Below are 16850 nucleotides of genomic sequence, written 5' to 3' on the forward strand. Positions count from 1 at the left end.
TATACTATTTATATATTAAATAAAATCGCTTCAGCAAAACAAGTCAGATTGGAGCGATTTAAATTTATAAAACAGCATAAATTTAAATCAAAAACTATATCTTATAACCATTTTGGATTAGCCGTTAGACTCACTAAAAGCCAAATTTTATAGCTAGGTATCTCAAGTCTCTGCTCTATCTCATTGCGGATACAATCTAACTCTCTTACGCTAAGTATATCATTGCTGCTAGTACTTAAAATATTAACTTCTATAATAAAAAATCTACCGCTTTTTGCAACGTGAGTATCATAATCCCTAAAGCCGTATTTTAGACTTAAACTCTGCATAATTTCTGTTATTTTATCATCAAGATCTTTAGGAGCCACCATAATTAAATCTTTAAGATTAGATATAAAAATTTTTAGCGGCGCCACAGAAAGAAAAATCGAAAATAAAACAAGCAAAATAGGATCTATATAAGGACTAAACCACTTTTCTTGGGCAGGATCAAAGATATAGATCAAACCAAAAGCTATAATGCCTCCACAGTATAAAACGCAATCTATAAGCCACTCTGCTCTATCTACGTAAATAAGTTCGGAACCTAAATATTTAGAATAAAAACTTGTATAAGTAAAAATTATAAAGCACAAGGCAAAAGCAACTATAGTATAAATCACAGCCGCGCCAAGCTCCAAAGTATAACCTCCGCCAAAAATGCTTTTAATTGCACTAAAAAATGCATACAAACATACAACAAGCAAAATAAGACTTTTAAATAAATTCACCATAGGCTCAAAACGAATATATCCGTATTGAAAAATATCATCGTCTTCTTTATAAATATAACGAGCAGTAACCACGCTAAGAAGTCCAAGCCCAACGCTTACAAGAGCTATAATTCCATCAAAAACTATGGTCAAACTCTTTACGAATAGTCCAAAACCTATACCAAAAATTGCTAAAATAAGTGCGCAATACATAGAAACTTTGAGCACAAACTGCTCTTTATGGCTAATATTTTCTTTTGTAAATTCAATATCTTGAAGTTTATTATCTCTTATCTTTTTACCGTAATTTACCGCAGCTTTGCCAAATTGCATCAACTCTCCTTTATGAGTACTTTTAACATTGTAGCAAATTTAGCATTAGTATTTTTTAAAAAGATTTAAATACGATTTTAAATATATTTATTTTATATATTTTAAATTTTTCCAATGTAGCGTATAGATTGTTTTAAATTTAAAGCCTCATAAAAAGGCTTTAAATCTTAAATTTACCATTTGCTGTTTTTAGCTTCTTTTACCGAAGTAGTTGCCATTTGACTTATTTCATTTGCAAGATCATTTGTGCTATTTGTAGCTTCTAAGTTTGATTTGGTAGTTTCATCTATATTTGTAACGGCTTCATTTATCTGCCTTATAGCATCTGCTTGTTCGTTTATGCTTTGATTTACTTCATTTACGCTTTGAGATAGTATATTAACATTTGCTTCTATCTCACTTAGTGAGCGTTGAGTTCTTTCAGCTAGTTTTCTTACTTCATCTGCAACAACTGCAAATCCTCTTCCGTGTTCTCCGGCTCTAGCTGCTTCTATAGCTGCATTTAATGCTAGTAAGTTTGTTTGATCTGCTATATCTTTTATTACTACTATGATATTTTTTATATCATCACTATGTCTTATAACATCATTTGCCATATTTGATACAGAGTTCATAGAGCTACTCATCTGTTCTATAGCTGCAGCACTCTCATTTACATTAGTAGATTGATTTTTAGTTTGATTTGCTAAGTCTTGCATATACTCTTTTAACTGAATTGATTTTTGCTCTAGACTTTGGCCGTTTTTTAAGCTACTACTTAACATACCAGATATTTCATTTCCTAAATAGTTTATACCGTTTATAAGTCCTAACATATCGTTTTGTATACCGTGTATCTCTATTCTAGCTCTAAAGTCTTTATTTGAAAAACTAGTTAGAGTAGCTTGCATAGTAGATATCATAGAGTGCCACTCTTTTATCATCTCATTTAATAAATTCGTAAGCTCTTTTAGCTGAGCATTGTGAGGTTTGGTTGTAACTGTTTTACTAAGAGTACCTTTTTTAAGAGAGTCTATTACAAGATTGCTCTCTTCTATTGTTCTATTATCTTGCAAGAGTCCTTCTTTGATGCTTTGTATGTTGTTGTTGATTATATTTGCCATAGTTCCAAACTCGTCTTTTGAGACGAGGGGAATAATTTGAGGTTTATCCGTCTCTCCTGAGATAAATTTAAAAAACGATGTTAAACCATCTAATATAGCGTCTATAGATTTTTTGATAGATTTAGTTATGATTATAGATAATATCACACCTATTATTATAGACACAGCTATAATAATAATTATTGTTTTGGTTAGTAAAGATAGATAGTTTTTCATATATTCGATAGTATGATGCATAGATTGCTCGTTAACGCTTTTGGTATCAACTATGCCTTTAGATATTTTACTTCCGAGTCCAAGAAGCTTGTTTAATAATTCGTCCTTACCCCCCCCCATAGCTTGCATAAGTGTATTTTTATATATTTTAGCATTTTCTAAAACTATTTTAAAATTAGCCTCATCATCTGCTGTTGAAAACGTATTTGGGTAATCTTTTTCAAACTGATCAACGACATTTGCATACTTATTTGCCGATTGCTTTAATTTGTCATAATCTATTATATTAGCAATGTATTTATACACTTCAATTCTTAATGTAAGTAGTTCGATATTTAACTTTTCTAAATGCGTTACGGAATCAATATTTTTTTCTTTGATAAAAGCTATAGACTCATTTGATTTCTTAAATCCCATAAATGCCGTAGTTCCGGATATTATAGTAAATAAAAGAAGAATAGCCGATAGCACCACAAGTTTAGTTTTGGTAGTTAAATTAGTAGTTAAATTTGACATATTTTACCTTTCAATTTTATTTTCTGTTTATCATATTACGTACTAAATTTAATGTAGATATATTTAAATTTTGTATATTTTATAAAAATATATCTTATAATTTAATTAATATATTATAATAATAATTCATATTTACTATGATTTTACAAATTTCTAACATCTAAATTAAATTTGTTTAAAGATTTTATAATTGATTGATATATAAAATTTAATATTTGACAGCAAATTTGTAAGTGCAAATGAAAGAAAATAAAATAGGCCAATTAAGATAATAAAAAAATACCGATTGATGCTAAAAATGGAGATATATTAAAGATTATATTTAAAAATATGCAGTGGTGGGTTCACCAGGACTCGAACCTGGGACCATCCGGTTATGAGCCGGATGCTCTAACCAACTGAGCTATGAACCCACTTGAATTGAAGTTGGGATTATATACTTTTTTTACTTAATAATTACTTAAATTACCTTGAATCCTATCTGCTTAATTCAGCCTAAACCAATAGTATTATGCGAATCATAATTCACAACATCAAGGTATTTTTAAATTCAGCAACTACATCATCGCGAAATTAAATTTGTTTACTACTTCCTTGTTTCATTTTATCAAATTCATCACCTATTATAGATAAATTAGGTTCGTTAGACATCTTTTTGATCATATTGCTATATTTATTTACCAAAAGTATAGCCAAACTAGAAAATACAAATCCTGGAAGCAACTCATAAACAACGCTACTAAGACCAAAAACTATCCATAACAACACAGTCACTCCACCCACTATCATACCAGCAAGAGCCGAAAGTGCGCTCATATGGCGTGAGTACAAACTAAACAAAAGCGCAGGTCCAAAACTAGCTCCAAATCCAGCCCATGCATTTCCTACGACACCAAGTACTGTATCAGTAGAATTAAACGCAAACAAAGTAGCTACTATAGCAACTAATATAACTGCTAAACGTCCAACCAAAACTTGAGTTTTATCACTTACGTCTTTTTTATAAAATGCAAATATAAAATCCCTTGTTATCGAGCTAGCACTTACTAACAGCTGACTTGATATAGTACTCATAATCGCCGCCAAAACAGCAGATATTATAACGCCGACGATAAATGGATGAAACAGAGTCTCGCCAAGCTTTAAAAATACGGTTTCAGGATCGTTTAAAGGACTTCTTATTTCATTAAAATATACAAATCCTATAAGTCCGCTAGACATAGCACCTATGAGACCGATAACCATCCATGATATACCTATTCTTCTAGCACTATCAAGTTCTTTTGAGTTTCTAATCGCCATAAATCTAACTATTATGTGCGGTTGTCCAAAATACCCAAGCCCCCAAGCAAGCAATCCTAAAATACCAAGAAAACTCTGTCCGGCAAATAAATTTAAATGATCTTGATTAGCGGCGGTACTATATTTATTTAATTCGCTAAAGAAATTTTCTCCATCAGGTATATTTAAATTTAAAAAAGCAACGACTGGTATGAGAACTAAAACTAAAAACATAAGCATTCCTTGAAATGCATCTGTCAAACAAACAGCTTTAAATCCGCCAAAAAATGTATAAGAAACAACTATCAAAAGCGTTAAAATGGCCCCGGAGCTAAATCCAAGTCCAAAAAAGCTTTCAAAAGTCTTGCCCCCGGCTATAATACCGCTACTTACATAAAGAGTAAAAAATACCAAAATGAAAATGCCGGAAATTATACGTAAAACCTTTGTTTTGTCTTTGAATCTATTTTCTAGATAATCTGGAATCGTAATACTATCTCCTGCAACTTCCGTATAAACCCTAAGACGTTTTGCCAAATATTTATAATTCGCCCAAGCTCCTATACTAAGTCCTATAGCAATCCACATATTTGAAATACCGCTTAAATAAAGCGCACCGGGAAGACCTAACAACATCCAACCGCTCATATCGCTAGCTCCGGCGCTAAGAGCTGTTATAAACGGTCCAAGACTTCTATTATCTAGCAAATACTCATTTAAATTTGTTCTTTTATTGTAAGATAATTTTCCTATAGCTAAAAGCACGCCAAAATACAAAGCGATAGCGATATATGCTCCCAAACTCATTTAAAACCCCCAAAAACAATATAGTAGTTATCTTATCACATTTAAGTTTAAAAATATATATTTTTTTGTATAATTTACGATTATTCTAAATTTAAGCAAGGTTTTATATTGACAAATTTATATAATGAAAAATTTTTAAAATTTATATTTTCCATAGCTATTATAATTATAGGAATTTACTATACTTACCCAGTTAGCATAACAGATGCCCAAAAAGGCGCTTACGTAGATTCATATTTTACGACGTTAGGACTTACATTCGGCGGTATTTTTATAGGTATCGTACTTGGTTTCATATTAGCTTTTTTAAAGTTTTTAAATATCAAAATTCTATCATTTATCATAGACGAATACATAGATATAGTAAGAGGAACTCCGGTACTTTTGCAACTCATGATATTTGCCTTTGTCATACTTGCTACTCTTAGCGATAACTTTTACGCCGCGGTAATAGCTCTTGGACTAAACAGTTCTGCATACGTAGCCGAAATCGTAAGAAGCGGTATAAACAGCGTAGATAAAGGTCAAATGGAAGCAGCTCGCGCTATGGGACTTAGCTACAGCGTTTCTATGCGCCAAATCATCTTTCCTCAAGCCGTTAAAAACATACTTCCGGCTCTTGCAAACGAGTTTATAAGCCTATTTAAAGAGACTTCGGTCGTCGGACTTATAGGTATATTTGATCTTACTATGCAAAGTAAAAGCTTGCAAGCAACTCTATTTAGTCCCGAGCCTATCTTGTTTGCGGGAGTTATATACTACGCAAATGTTAAATTCTTTTCGCTTCTTGCAAAACTCTTAGAAAATAGGCTAAACAAAAATGATTAAAATAGAAAATTTAGTAAAAAACTACGGAAATTTAAAAGTTTTAAGCAGTATAAGCACTGAGATAAAAAAAGGTGAAGTCGTAGCCATCATCGGACCTAGCGGCGGTGGAAAAAGTACGTTTTTACGCTGCATTAACCGTCTTGAAGAGCCTACGAGCGGTCATATTTTTATAAACGGTATAGATATTTTAGACCCTAAAATCAACATAAATAAAATTCGCCAAAAAGTATCTATGGTATTTCAGCATTTCAATCTTTTCGCAAACAAAACTGTGATGCAAAATCTCACGCTTGCTCCGCTTCAAACAGGACTTTACGACCTAAAAACAGCAAACGATAAAGCAAACGAACTGCTAAAAAAAGTCGGACTTGCGAACAAGGCAAATGCTTATCCGCATAAACTAAGCGGCGGACAAAAACAACGCATAGCCATAGCTAGAAGCCTTGCTATGGAGCCTGATATCATACTTTTTGACGAGCCGACAAGCGCACTTGATCCAGAGATGATAGGTGAAGTTTTGAGCATTATGAAAGACGTTGCTAAGGACGGGCTTACGATGCTTGTGGTAACTCACGAGATGGGATTTGCTAAAAACGTTGCAAATAGGATATTTTTTATGGATAAAGGCATCATCGCAGTAGACGATACTCCGAAAAACGTCTTTGAAAACTGCACTAATCCGCGTTTGAACGAATTTTTAAACAAGATACTAAATCACTAAAAAAGGAAAACAAAATGAAATGTTTTTTTAAATTTATCGTTGTTGCTTGTATAGCGGCTGGTTTTTCTCACGCCGCAGACGTGATAAGAGTAGGCACAAATGCCACTTATCCTCCATTTGAGTTTATAGATGAACAAAACAAGATAGCCGGTTTTGATATGGATCTAATAGACGCTCTATCAAAAAAAGTAGGATTTGAATATAAGATAGTAAATATGAGCTTTGACGCTCTAATACCTGCTTTAAAAGCAGGTAAAATAGACGCGGTAGCAGCGGCCATGAGCGCAACTCCTGATCGCATAAAGGCAGTCAGTTTTACAAAGCCTTACTATAATACGGAAAATTTATTTATCAAACAAGCTAAAAACGGTGATCTAACATCAAAGCAAAACTTAGATGGTAAAAAAATCGCAGTACAATTAGGAACCGTCCAAGAAATAGCGGCTCGCGCTATGAAAGGCGTTAAAGTTATGGCAAACGAAGATATATTTGCAGCTATAATGGCGCTTAAAAACGGCAAAGTCGATGCTGTTTTAGTAGATAGTTCTATAGGTTATGGCTACTTAAACAAGAACAAAGATCTAGCTGAGTTTCTAAAAGAACCAGATGGTAGCGAAGGCTTTTCTATAGCTTTTGATAAAAACAAACATACCGATCTGATAGCAAAGATCAATCAAGCAGTTGAAGAGCTAAAAAGTGATGGCACTTATGATAAATTGCTTGCAAAATACGATCTAAAATAGCCTCAAACAAATAAAAAGGAGAGTTTGATGAATAGAATTTTTAAATTTATCTTTGCTTTGTTATTGATGCTAAACTTAGCAAACGCCAAAACGTTGATATTTGGCTCAGACGCCGAGTATCCTCCGTTTGGCTATATGGATGAAAACAATAAAATAGCTGGATTTGACATAGATCTAGTGGATGCTATATCTAAAAAAGCTGGATTTGAGTATAAATTTATAAAAGTCGGATTTGACGCTCTAATACCTGCTCTAAAAGTCGGCAAAATAGACGCTATCGCAGCTAGTATGAGTGCCACAACTGAGAGAAAAAAATCGGTTGATTTCTCGTCTCCTTATTTTTATACAAAAAATTTATATCTAAAAATGGCGACAGACAAAGAGATCGCTTCAAAAGACGACCTTAAGAAAAAAAGGATAGGCGCAATGCTAGGCACAGTCCAAGAAAGCGTTGCTCACGGGATAAAAGGCGCAAAAGTCATAGCCACAGAAGGCATAGCAGGAAGCATCATGAACCTAAAAGCCGGCAAAGTCGATGCCGTAATAGTAGATAGTTCAGTAGGATACGGCTATCTTAAGAAAAACGCCGACATAGTAAAATGGCTTGAAGAAAACGACGGAAGCGACGGTTTTGCAATGGCGTTTGATAAAGATAAACATAGCGAGTTTTTAGCCAAATTTAACAAAGCTTTAGAAGATATCAAAAGCGATGGAACATACGAAAAACTTCTTGAAAAATACGATCTAAAATAGCTTAGCCCTACTTTAGGGCTAAATTTAAGGACTTAAAATGTGTCAATTATATGTTTTAACTGACAAAGAACTCACTCCGCAAAACAGTATCTCCCAACAAATTTTAGAGCTCTTAAATTCAGGTATCAAGTTAATTCAATACAGAAACAAAACACAAGATCACGATATAAAATTACTCAAATCCATAGCTAATTTATGCGATGATTTTAACGCAAAGTTTATCATAAACGATGATCCGTTTCTAGCAAAAGCTTGCGGTGCACACGGTGTTCATATCGGAAAAGACGATGAAGATATAAAAAAAGCAAAAGAGCTACTAGGTAAGAACTCCATTATAGGAGTTAGTTGTTACAATGACATAAATTTAGCGCTAAAAGCCCAAAAAGATGGTGCTTCTTACGTTGCTTTTGGAGCGATGTATCCAAGCCAAACAAAGCCAAACGCTCCTCTTTGCGACCATAATACTATAAAAAAAGCAAAAGAGAATTTAAACGTTCCTATCTGTGTCATAGGTGGAATAAATGCTCTAAATTTAAAAGAAGTTAGTGCTCTTATGCCTGATCTAATAGCTATAGTAAGTGCCGCTTACTCTCCAAAAAGTATCAGTGAAAACATAACAAATTTAAACAATATAATAAGGAATTAAATGGATTTTTTAAACGCAGTAATACTAGGAATAGTCGAGGGTCTGACCGAGTTTTTGCCTGTTAGCTCGACTGGGCATATGATACTTAGCGCAAAGCTGCTTGGACTTGAGCAAACAAGCGTGTTAAAATGCTTTGAAGTTGTTATCCAGCTAGGAAGCATCTTAGCGGTCGTGTTTATGTTTTTTGATAGATTAAAAGAGGATTTTAACCTTTGGATAAAGCTTGCTATAGGCTTTGTGCCCACAGCTATCATCGGCTTTTTGGCTTACAAACACATAAAAACATTTTTTGAGCCAAGCACCGTTGCTTATATGCTCATCATCGGCGGTATCGTTTTTATAGTAGTTGAGCTTTGGCATAAAAAGATAAACTATGAGGGCGATACGAAAACCTTACACGAAGTGAGTTTCAAACAAGCTTTTATAATAGGACTTTCTCAATGCTTTGCCATGATACCCGGCACTTCAAGAAGTGGCTCTACCATCATAACCGGTCTACTTTGCGGACTTAGTCGTGAAGTTGCGGCTAGATTTAGCTTTTTACTAGCCATCCCTACTATGTTTGCCGCAACTGCTTATGATAGCTATAAAAACGCAGATATTTTCGTGCAAAACAAAGAAGCTTTATGGATATTTTTAGTCGGCGGATTTATGGCATTTATAGTAGCTTTGATAGTTATCAAGCTGTTTTTAAAATTCGTATCTAAATTTAGCTATATCAGCTTTGGAATATATAGGATAATACTTGGTTCTATATTTTTAATCTATATTTTATAAATTAGAAATAATAACCCTTAAAATAAATATAAAAGCAACTCTATGAAATGATCATAAGTTAGAAAAAATTTAATAATTTTATATGGTTTGTTTAACGGCTTCTTTTATAGAATTTAAAAGATAATCTATATCATCTTTTGTATGAGTATAGTGCAGACTAACTCTTACAAAACCGGGCTTATTTAAAAACTCATCATCATCTTTAAGCCCGAGCAAGTCGTGTCCGTATGGTCCGGCGCAAGCGCAACCGGCGCGTGATTGAACGCCAAATTTAGCGCTTAAAGTATTTGCCAATACGTATGGAGAGATATCTTTTATATTAAACGAAAATATGGGTAGTTTTAAAGCGGATTTCGGACAGTAGCAAATCATATTTTTTATACTTTTTAGACTATCTTCAAAGTACTCGAGATGCTGCTGTTCTATCTTTTTAATCCTATCTAAACCGATATCGTTTCTTAGTTTAAAAGCTAGATAACCTCTTATTAGCTCTATTATTCCAGGGGTTCCCGCATCTTCTAAAAGCTCGACATTATCTAAATATTTTACGCTTTTTCTACTTACATAGCTTACAGTACCACCACCTGCAAATGTAGGCTGAGCGCTGCTACAAAGCTCCTTTTTAATAACCAAAAGCCCAGAACTACCAACGCCGCCTAAAAGTTTATGAGGAGAAATAAAAAGTGCATCATATAGATCACAGGGTATATTTTCATAAGGAGAAATACTTGAAGCGTCTAATGCCACTATACCGTTATATTTCTTTACCATTTTATATAAATTTGCAATATCGGTTTTGACGCCAGTTACATTTGAAGCAGCGCTAAAACTCGCTATAATTCTTCTATTTCTATTTATTTTCAAAACTCTATCTAGCTCACCCCAGTGGATACCGCCATCAAGAGCTAAAGGAACTCTATAAATTTCACAAAGACCGCTTCTAAAGCTAACTTCGTTGCTATGATGTTCATAAGGACTAACTATAACAAGAGGTAAAGAGTCGTTTTTTAAATTTGAAATTACGTTTTGAAGTATGGTTTTAGTCGCAGGAGGAAGATAAATTCCCATAATTTCTTGAAATTTTTTTATGGCTGCGGTACTCCCAAATCCACAAGGCAAAAGATAAAAATCATCACTAATTTCCAAAAGCGTTTTCAATCCGTTTCTAGCATTTTCATAATAATTTGTAGTAATTTTCGCACAATCGCTACATTCACTATGAGTATTCGAATATGTATGCAATACTCTTAAAATTTCATCTTCGACGCCTTTGTATCCAAGTCCAGAAGCCGTCCAATCAAAATAATAAATCCCCTCTTTTAAAATTATATTTTCTCTTACTTTTTCTAAATTTAGCAACAATATTTCCTAATTATTTTTATATAATTATACAACAAACAAGATTAAGATTTCAAATTTAAACTAGTTTTTTGTATAATTACTAAAACAATGAGGAGATAGTTATAACAAGTAAATTTTTAGACTCCGGCAACGATACTGGAGTACAAAACATACTTGAGTTTTACTTTGTGTTTGATAGAATTTTGAAAAATTATGATAATATTTTTGAAGCTATCGAGTATGAAATTTTGCGTAATTATAAAAATATATCTAAACACTTTGATTTTGATGAAAATGATAAAGAGATAAAAATATTTCTCAAAAAACTTGCAAGAAGCGATAGAAAGCGATTTAACACATTAAAGCAAATTCCACGTAGAATAGGAAGCGTAATAATAAATAACTTATTATCAAAAAATATTATACAAATCGAAAAATCCAGAGAGATAAAACCGAAATCAACCAAACATCACAAAATCAAAAAAGAACTAAGACACTATCAAGTCCAAGACAAAATACATTTTAAAAACAACTTTACAAGATTTTGGTTTAGATTTTGTGAGCCAAATTTAGAACTATTAGATAAAAATGAGTTTGAAACTGTTTTAAATTTAATAAAGCAAGGATTTGAACTATACTGTTCGCTGCCTTTTGAACTAGCGTGTATGGAGCTTTTAGCAAAAGAGTTAAATATACAAAAAGAGTTAATTACAAGCTACTGGGATAAAGAAAACGAAATTGATATTTTTGTAGAATTCGATGGATTTACCGTAGTTGGAGAAGCAAAGTACAAAGATAGAAAAATATGCAAGAATGTATTAAATATACTTCAAGCAAAATGCAAAAGATCAAATTTAAATCCAAATTTAATAGCACTATTTTCAAAATCAGGCTTTAGCAATGAACTTTTAAATTTAAAAAATGATAAAATACTATTATTTGAAATAAACGATTTTAAGGATATTTATGAGTGAATTATTGACAAACAACAGCGAAACAAAACATATTCAAGATGGATTAAAAAGTCTTATAGAACAGACTTATCTTATAGAAAAAGAATATAAAACTTTAACCACTTCATATGCAAATTTACAAAAATTTATCCAAGACATCGTTGAGAGCTTAGGTGCGGCTTTATGGGTGATAGATATAGATGGCAAAGCCGTACTAAAAAATGCAAAAGCAGATGAAAACGAGCATATCTTAAGCTTAATAGATTTTAGAAAAACAAATCAAGAAGTAGAATTTGGCTCGCAATTTTATGCTATAAAAATCACTCAAAATGACGGAAATAAAATAATCCTAGCAACAGATATAAGCGATGAAAAAAGAAGTGCAAGACTCGTATCCATGGGAGCAGTAGCAGCTCATCTCTCGCATGAGATTAGAAATCCTATAGGATCTATTTCTTTGCTCACAAGCACTCTTTTAAAAAGAGCCGATGACAAAAATAGACCCCTCATAGAGGAGATACAAAAAGCTATTTTTAGAGTTGAGCGCATCATTAAAGCAACTCTGCTATTTACAAAAGGCGTATGTATAAACAAGCAGGTATTTAACTTAGAAAAGCTTGAGCAAAACTGTAAAGTAGCAATCTCTCAATATGCTTTTAGTAAAGAAATTAAGTTTGTCTTTAGTGGATTTAATTCAGAAATCATAGGCGATATGGATCTGCTCGATATGGTTTTTAGTAATTTTATATTTAATGCTATAGACGCCATAGAAGAGGATGAAAGCGAAAGCGGAACGATAAAAATAGAGCATAAATTTGAAAATAATGAACATAATTTTTATATAAGCGATAGCGGAGTAAAAATAGATAAAGATATCGTTTTTGAGCCGTTTAAAACGACAAAATTAAAAGGAAACGGGCTAGGACTCGCTCTTAGTATAGAGATTATCTCAGCCCACAAAGGAAGCATTGCTTTGCAAAATGATCCAAAAGTATTTACTATTAGCCTGCCTTAGCTTCGTTTAGTATAGCATCTAACTCTGATTTGAACTCATCACTAACAATAAATTCAGTGCTGAAAATCATCACTTCTTTATCGTAATTATTAGTTATTCTAAGTAATAATCTTTTATTTCCATTTTTTTGATGATAAGAGTGAGCAAGTTGATAAATATAATTTATTTTTTGCTTATCTAAACTTATAATATCTATATCAACTTCAAGCTTTCCTATTATAGTAGCAGAGGCGCTTTGTTCATTCACTCTAGACTCATATCGTCTTCTATTTGTTTTAAGAGTGAAATTTCCATCTTTTGCATCATCAAGACTGATGATCTGATTTATTATAGGTTTTGACTGAGCGTCTTTATTTGGAGCAACTTTAAAAGCGTATATTGTATCTTGTTCATCTTCGCTCATATTGGCTATGAATTTACTAGTAGAATCAAAAGCTATCATCTCGGAATTACCGCTTATATCAACTATATTTAATATAGCCATTTCCATACCGCTTTTAGTTGTTCTAATATTTATATGACTCATTTTCCCTATGATAAGTATTTCACTTTCTTTAGTTAAATTTGGAATATCTTTTATTGTAGCGTGCTTGATAGTATCAAAATAATTTTGAAATTTAAATACTTCGTCATCCGTAAGCTTGCTTGATTTCAGCGTAAATCTCTTATATAAAGCATCATCAAGGCTTATTATGTCATTTATTTTTAGCTTGAACTGCTGACCGTCTTTATTTAAAATAATTTTAAACGCATGTGGCTCATCAAGCTCATTTTGACTCATAGATTCTATTTTTTTATACTCGTCAAATGCGGTAGCTTCTATATTCCCATGAATATCAAGGATATTTATGATAGCCATTTTTTTACCTGTTTTTGTTATCTTTGTAGTTGTATCTTCTATCTTACCTACTACTAATATCTCACTTCCATCTTCTACATTTTCAAATTCACTTGATACTGTGTAATTTATCTTATCTATTTTATCTCTATACTCGTCTAATGGATGACCCGAAACATAAACTCCAAGTATCTCTTGCTCGAATTTCAATATCTCTTTTTTATCAAATTCATCTTTGATATTAACAAGATCAACGCTTATCTCACTCATACTATCATCATCGCTAAATAGAGAATTTGTAGCATTCTTTTTGATATCCGATATACGTTTTGAGTTTTCTATGATAGTTTCTAGATTATGTATGAGCATCTTTCTAGTAAAACCAAAGTCATCAAATGCGCCAGATTTTATAAGAGATTCAAAAACGCGTCTATTTACAGTCGTGCAATCTGTTTTTGATATAAAGCTATCAACGCTTTCAAAAGGACCGTCTTCTCTAGCTTTTATGATATCTTCCACAGCGCCTACTCCAACGCCTTTTATCGCTGCCATGCCGTATATAATAGAGTCGCTTCCATCTTTTTGTATAACGCTAAACTCCCTTACCGAATAATTTACATTTGGAGGAAGTAGCTTTATATTAAGTCTTTTTATCTCATCGATATATTTTATAATTTTATCTATATTGTTCTCTTCGCTAGTAAGCAAAGCAGCCATAAATTCTGCCGGATAATATGTTTTTAAATACGCTGTTTGAAAAGTTATAAGCGCATAAGCCGCTGAGTGGGATTTGTTAAATCCATACTCTGCAAATTTCATAATAAGCTCAAAAAGTGCGTCTGCTTTGCCTTCATCAAAGCCGTTTCTTTTTGCTCCTTCTAAATACTGAGTTTTGAGATGCAACATTTCATCTTCTTTTTTCTTACTCATAGCGCGCCTTACAAGATCCGCGCCTCCAAGGCTAAATCCTCCGACTGTTTGAACAACTTGCATAACTTGCTCTTGATAAACTATAACTCCGTACGTCGGTTCGAGTATAGGTTTTAAAGCGGCGAAAGCGTATTCTATCTTTTTCTTACCGTGCTTAATATCTATAAAATCATCAACCATTCCGGAATTCAAAGGTCCGGGACGATAAAGCGCTATCATAGCTATGATATCTTCAAAACAATCCGGTCTAAGCTTCGCAGCAAGAGATTGCATACCGCTTGACTCTATCTGAAATATACCCAGAGTATTTCCGCTTTGAATAGTTTCATAAGTTTTTTGATCGTTGAAATCTATTTTTTCCCATAAAATATCTACGCCAAAACGCTCTTTAATTAGTTTTTTTGCATTATCGATTACTGTTAGAGTTTTAAGTCCCAAGAAGTCAAATTTGATAAGATCAACATCTTCAAGGTAATCTTTTGTGTATTGAGTTACATAATGACCGGCTTCGGCATTGCTTTGTTTCCACAAAGGAGCCTTTTTCCATAGCTCTTCATTGCTTATAACAATACCTGCAGCATGCATTCCGGGGTTTCTATTCAATCCTTCAAGCTCACAAGAATATTCCCAAACCTGCTTTGCTAAGTCATTTTTTGCTATAAGTTCACCTATTTTCGGCTCTTTTTCGAACGCTCCATCTTCCATATCGCCTTTTTTATTTTTATGCGCTTTTAAAGTAATTCCCAACTCATCTGGTATAAGTTTTGCCATAGCATCTGCTTCGGAATATGGCATACCCATAACTCTTGCAACGTCTCTTATAACGCCTTTTGCCAAAAGCTTACCAAATGTTGCTACTTGGGCGACGTTGTATTCCCCATACTTTTCTATGACGTAATCTATAACTTCCCCTCGCCTATTTTGGCAAAAATCCACATCGATATCTGGCATACTTATACGCTCTGGATTTAAAAATCTTTCAAATAGCAAGTTATAAGGCAACGGATCAATATCAGTAATGCGAAGAGCGTAAGCTACAAGGCTTCCAGCTGCACTTCCACGCCCAGGACCTACTGGAATTCCTCGTCTTTTTGCTTCGTTTATGAAGTCGGCCACTATAAGCATATAGCCCGGAAATTTCATATTATTTATCGTATTTATCTCAAGATCTAATCTATCTTTATAAATTTGATGCTTAGACGGATCGATAAACTCGAGTCTTTTTTCAAGTCCTTGTTTGCACTCATACTCAAACAAAAAACTATCATTTTCTAAATCATATTCATTTTGCGGATGAGGCAGGATTATACCGCGCTCTTTTGCATATTCTTGAGTAAATTTAAAATTTGGTGGAGTAGCGTCTCCTAATTTTATTTCTAAATTGCACTTTTCTACTATCTCGTTTGTATTTTCTATAACTTCTGGCATATCGGCAAAAATAGCGCTCATCTCATCAGCCGATTTGGCATAAAACTCGCTTAGAACTTGTTCTCGTACTTTATCATCGAAATTTTTATTTGCTGAGATATATACAAATATCTTTTGAGCCACTGCACTATCTTTTGTGGTATAATGGGCATCGTTTGTAGCTATTAGTTTTATACCGGTTTCCATAGAAAGCCTGATTATATCATCATCTATTCGTTGTTGATCACCTATACCGTGTCTCATAATCTCAAGATAAAAATCATCGCCAAATATATCTTTATATTCCAAAGCAACTCTTTTGGCAGATTCATATCCGCCGGCTCCTCTTTTTAAATTTCTATCACTCAAATTTAAATGGAAATTTACTTCTCCAGCAAGGCATGCAGAGCTGCATACTAAACCTTCGCTATGTTCTCTTAAAAGTTTTTTGTTGATTCTTGGATAGTAGTAATATCCTTTTATATACGACATTGAGCTAAGATACATAAGATTTTGATATCCTACCTCATTTTTAGCAAATAGACAAAGGTGAAATCTCTGCCTACTCTCTTTGTTGCTTATATCTTCGTGATTATGTATATAAGCTTCAAGTCCTATGATAGGTTTTATACCCTCGGCTTTCATAGTTTTATAAAAATCAAGCGCCCCATACATATTTCCGTGATCGGTTATAGCGCATGATTTTATATTTAGCTCTTTTAATCTTTTGGCTAAAACTTTTATCTTGTTTGCACCGTCTAACAATGAATATTCGGTATGTAAATGTAAATGTGTGAAATCGCTCATTAGTTTTCCTTATTTGATAAATTGTATCATATAAGTACTAAAATAAAGCTTACTCGTATTAAATTTTGTAGAAAAAAAGGGCT

Annotated in this window: 12 protein-coding genes, 1 tRNA gene and 2 pseudogenes; 8 read left to right on the top strand and 7 right to left on the bottom strand. The window is 33.0% G+C overall.

The features are described 5' to 3' along the window. Nucleotides 1-101: 101 nt before the first annotated feature. From DQN38_RS06005 to putP, 5 genes and pseudogenes are all read right to left on the bottom strand, one after another. Nucleotides 102-1085, bottom strand: coding sequence for a cation diffusion facilitator family transporter (locus DQN38_RS06005; RefSeq protein WP_065844140.1), 984 nt, complete (start codon nucleotides 1083-1085; stop codon nucleotides 102-104). A 173-nt stretch (nucleotides 1086-1258) separates the two neighbouring features. After that, nucleotides 1259-1657, bottom strand: a pseudogene (locus DQN38_RS09300) (methyl-accepting chemotaxis protein); the annotation flags it as partial. Nucleotides 1658-2533: 876 nt separating this feature from the next. Next, nucleotides 2534-2920 (bottom strand): annotated as a pseudogene (locus DQN38_RS09305) (MCP four helix bundle domain-containing protein); the annotation flags it as partial. Nucleotides 2921-3256: 336 nt separating this feature from the next. After that, nucleotides 3257-3333 (bottom strand) — tRNA-Ile (locus tag DQN38_RS06015). Nucleotides 3334-3493: 160 nt separating this feature from the next. Further along, entirely contained in the window at nucleotides 3494-5008 is a 1515-nt protein-coding gene (putP, locus tag DQN38_RS06020; protein ID WP_065843640.1) for a sodium/proline symporter PutP, read from the bottom strand. A gap of 108 nt (nucleotides 5009-5116) precedes the next feature. On the opposite strand from putP, the gene DQN38_RS06025 reads away from it, so the two are divergent. Genes DQN38_RS06025 through DQN38_RS06050 form a run of 6 tightly spaced genes read left to right on the top strand, consistent with a single transcriptional unit; the run spans nucleotide 5117 to nucleotide 9476 of the window. After that, on the top strand, nucleotides 5117-5836 hold the full coding sequence (locus DQN38_RS06025) for an amino acid ABC transporter permease (protein ID WP_002849986.1): 720 nt from the start codon (nucleotides 5117-5119) through the stop codon (nucleotides 5834-5836). Further along, nucleotides 5829-6557, top strand: a complete 729-nt coding sequence (locus DQN38_RS06030) for an amino acid ABC transporter ATP-binding protein (RefSeq protein ID WP_065843639.1) — start codon at nucleotides 5829-5831, stop codon at nucleotides 6555-6557. The genes DQN38_RS06025 and DQN38_RS06030 overlap by 8 nt, the downstream gene beginning before the upstream one ends. Before the next feature lie 14 nt (nucleotides 6558-6571). After that, nucleotides 6572-7300 carry a basic amino acid ABC transporter substrate-binding protein gene (locus DQN38_RS06035; protein WP_065843638.1) on the top strand — a complete coding sequence of 243 codons (729 nt, stop codon included), beginning with the start codon at nucleotides 6572-6574 and terminating at the stop codon, nucleotides 7298-7300. A gap of 27 nt (nucleotides 7301-7327) precedes the next feature. Further along, entirely contained in the window at nucleotides 7328-8053 is a 726-nt protein-coding gene (locus DQN38_RS06040) for a transporter substrate-binding domain-containing protein (RefSeq protein WP_002849991.1), read from the top strand. 37 nt (nucleotides 8054-8090) lie between these two features. Next, a complete protein-coding gene (gene thiE, locus DQN38_RS06045) occupies nucleotides 8091-8699 on the top strand; it encodes a thiamine phosphate synthase (protein WP_065843637.1) in 609 nt (202 codons plus the stop codon). Further along, nucleotides 8700-9476 carry an undecaprenyl-diphosphate phosphatase gene (locus DQN38_RS06050; RefSeq protein WP_002849995.1) on the top strand — a complete coding sequence of 259 codons (777 nt, stop codon included), beginning with the start codon at nucleotides 8700-8702 and terminating at the stop codon, nucleotides 9474-9476. Between the two features lie 78 nt (nucleotides 9477-9554). Here DQN38_RS06050 and DQN38_RS06055 read toward each other — a convergent pair whose 3' ends face one another. Further along, the gene (locus DQN38_RS06055) at nucleotides 9555-10835 is read right to left on the bottom strand and encodes an aminotransferase class V-fold PLP-dependent enzyme (RefSeq protein WP_002849997.1); all 1281 of its coding nucleotides are present in this window, start codon (nucleotides 10833-10835) and stop codon (nucleotides 9555-9557) included. A 185-nt stretch (nucleotides 10836-11020) separates the two neighbouring features. Here DQN38_RS06055 and DQN38_RS06060 point away from each other — a divergent pair, with 185 nt between their 5' ends. Together DQN38_RS06060 and DQN38_RS06065 are read left to right on the top strand one after the other, a co-directional pair. Continuing rightward, complete coding sequence (locus DQN38_RS06060; protein ID WP_152789355.1) at nucleotides 11021-11791, top strand: DUF234 domain-containing protein; 771 nt, start codon at nucleotides 11021-11023, stop codon at nucleotides 11789-11791. Then, a complete protein-coding gene (locus DQN38_RS06065) occupies nucleotides 11784-12785 on the top strand; it encodes a sensor histidine kinase (protein ID WP_002850001.1) in 1002 nt (333 codons plus the stop codon). The genes DQN38_RS06060 and DQN38_RS06065 overlap by 8 nt, the downstream gene beginning before the upstream one ends. On the opposite strand, the gene dnaE is transcribed toward DQN38_RS06065, so the two are convergent. After that, on the bottom strand, nucleotides 12772-16767 hold the full coding sequence (dnaE, locus tag DQN38_RS06070; protein ID WP_038453838.1) for a DNA polymerase III subunit alpha: 3996 nt from the start codon (nucleotides 16765-16767) through the stop codon (nucleotides 12772-12774). The genes DQN38_RS06065 and dnaE overlap by 14 nt on opposite strands. Nucleotides 16768-16850 lie beyond the last annotated feature (83 nt).

The sequence above is a fragment of the Campylobacter fetus subsp. fetus genome (assembly GCF_900475935.1).
In the GTDB taxonomy this organism is placed as follows: domain Bacteria; phylum Campylobacterota; class Campylobacteria; order Campylobacterales; family Campylobacteraceae; genus Campylobacter; species Campylobacter fetus.

Bases quoted from the DNA above. Each gene is read 5' to 3' on its own strand.
- DQN38_RS06005 (WP_065844140.1), bottom strand. From the start codon at position 1,085: ATGCAATTTGGCAAAGCTGCGGTAAATTACGGTAAAAAGATAAGAGAT.
- putP (WP_065843640.1), bottom strand. From the start codon at position 5,008: ATGAGTTTGGGAGCATATATCGCTATCGCTTTGTATTTTGGCGTGCTT.
- DQN38_RS06030 (WP_065843639.1), top strand. From the start codon at position 5,829: ATGATTAAAATAGAAAATTTAGTAAAAAACTACGGAAATTTAAAAGTT.
- DQN38_RS06035 (WP_065843638.1), top strand. From the start codon at position 6,572: ATGAAATGTTTTTTTAAATTTATCGTTGTTGCTTGTATAGCGGCTGGT.
- DQN38_RS06040 (WP_002849991.1), top strand. From the start codon at position 7,328: ATGAATAGAATTTTTAAATTTATCTTTGCTTTGTTATTGATGCTAAAC.
- thiE (WP_065843637.1), top strand. From the start codon at position 8,091: ATGTGTCAATTATATGTTTTAACTGACAAAGAACTCACTCCGCAAAAC.
- DQN38_RS06050 (WP_002849995.1), top strand. From the start codon at position 8,700: ATGGATTTTTTAAACGCAGTAATACTAGGAATAGTCGAGGGTCTGACC.
- DQN38_RS06065 (WP_002850001.1), top strand. From the start codon at position 11,784: ATGAGTGAATTATTGACAAACAACAGCGAAACAAAACATATTCAAGAT.
- dnaE (WP_038453838.1), bottom strand. From the start codon at position 16,767: ATGAGCGATTTCACACATTTACATTTACATACCGAATATTCATTGTTA.